General features: G+C 69.9%; 1 protein-coding gene. It reads left to right on the top strand.

The genetic code is table 11. The features are described 5' to 3' along the window. Positions 1–104: 104 nt before the first annotated feature. Positions 105–1,769, top strand: coding sequence for an IS1182 family transposase (locus AC31A1_RS50910; protein WP_489659833.1), 1,665 nt, complete (start codon positions 105–107; stop codon positions 1,767–1,769). Positions 1,770–1,796 lie beyond the last annotated feature (27 nt).

Below are 1,796 nucleotides of genomic sequence, written 5' to 3'. Positions count from 1 at the left end.
AAGGACTTTGTTGGCGGATTCGGCGACCGCCTTTGCTGATCTTGTTTGGTCGGGCAGTCTGGTGGGGTTCGGTTTCGTCTCGCGGGGAGGCAAGGAGGGCTGCGATGTCGCTGCGCCCTGTGCCTGCCCCGTGTATCCCGGAGGTCACCGTGCGGGTGGCGCGGGCAGCGTTCCGCAAGGGCTGCCTGGCCATGCGGATCCGGGATGAGCTCGGGCCGTTGTTCGAGGACGAGCAGTTCGCTCGGGCGTTTCCCCGTCGGGGTGGCCCGGCATGGTCGCCGGGCCAGTTGGCGATGGTCAGCGTGTTGCAGTTCGCGGAGGGGCTGACGGACCGGCAGGCCGCGGACGCGGTGCGCGGGCGGATCGACGTCAAGTACGCACTCGGCCTGGAGCTGGAGGATCCTGGGTTCGACTTCTCGGTGCTCAGTGAGTTCCGGGACCGGCTGATCGCGCACGGTCTGGAGGAACTGGTCCTGGACCGGCTGCTGGAACGGGTGGGCGAGCTGGGGCTGTTGCGGGCGGGCGGTCGCCAGCGCACCGACTCCACGCATGTGCTGGCCGTGGTGCGGACGCTGAACCGGATGGAGTTCGTCGGCGAGACCCTGCGCGCCGCGCTGGAGACGCTGGCGGTCGCGGCGCCCGCCTGGCTGCGGCAGGTTGCGGTGCCGGAGTGGTTCGAACGCTACGGCAAGCGCATCGACTCCTTCCGCTTCCCCAGGGGGGTCGACGCCCGTCAGCGGTGGGCGCTGACCGTGGGACGGGACGGATTCACCCTGCTCCAGTCCGTCTACGCGGCGGACGCGCCCGTCTGGCTGCGCGAGATCGAGGCGGTGCAGGTGCTGCGGACCGCGTGGGTGCAGCAGTACCACCGCGACGAGGACGGGATGGGGGTGCGCTGGCGGGAGGGCAAGGACCTCCCGCCGGGCAGGCTGAGGCTGTCCAGCCCCTACGACACCGACACCCGCTACAGCATCAAGCGCGGCGCGGGCTGGGACGGCTACAAGGTCCACTTCACCGAAACCTGTGAGCCCTGCGCCCCGCATCTGATCACGAACGTGGTCACCACCGACGCCACCGTCCCCGATGCAGCGGTTACCGGTCCCGTCCACCACGCTCTGGCCGCACGCGGCCTGCTGCCCGCCGTCCATCTGGTCGACTCCGGCTACACCTCCGCCGCGCTGCTGGTCGCCTCCGCCGAGCAGAACATCGAGCTGATGGGGCCGGTCTTCGCCGACACCACCGCCCAGGGTCGGGCCGCGGACGGCCTCGGCCAGGACGCCTTCGCCGTCGACTGGCCGGCCCGCAAGGTCACCTGCCCCCGCGGCCGGCGCAGCGTCAGCTGGTCCGAGCAGCGCAAACCCACCGGCACCGAGATCGTCCGGGTCCATTTCGCCAAGACCGACTGCGACGCCTGCCCGGTGCGGGACAAGTGCACCAGCGCCACCAACCAAACGTACGGACGCAGCCTGACCCTGCTCACCCAGCCCCAGCAGCAGGCCCTCGACCAGCGCCGACGTGAGCAGGAGACTGATGAGTGGAAGGCCGCCTACGGCACACGCGCCGGAGTCGAGGGAACCATCTCCCAGGCCGTCCGGGTGACACGGACGCGGACCACGCCCTACCGGGGCCTGCACAAGACACACCTCGGCCATGTCCTGATCGCCGCCGGACTCAACCTCCACCGCCTCGACTCCTGGTGGACTGGCGCCCCCATCGGCACCACTCACATCAGCCGATTCACCCGCCTCGGACTCGAACTCACCGCCTGACAATGGCGAATCCGCCAACAAAGTCCT

Source organism: Streptomyces sp. P5F9, from assembly GCF_057961495.1.
Note: the sequence above shows the minus strand (reverse complement) of the source record. Positions and strands in the feature narration are given on the sequence as shown.

Coding starts and splice junctions, on each gene's coding strand:
- AC31A1_RS50910 (WP_489659833.1), top strand. CDS start 105: ATGTCGCTGCGCCCTGTGCCTGCCCCGTGTATCCCGGAGGTCACCGTG.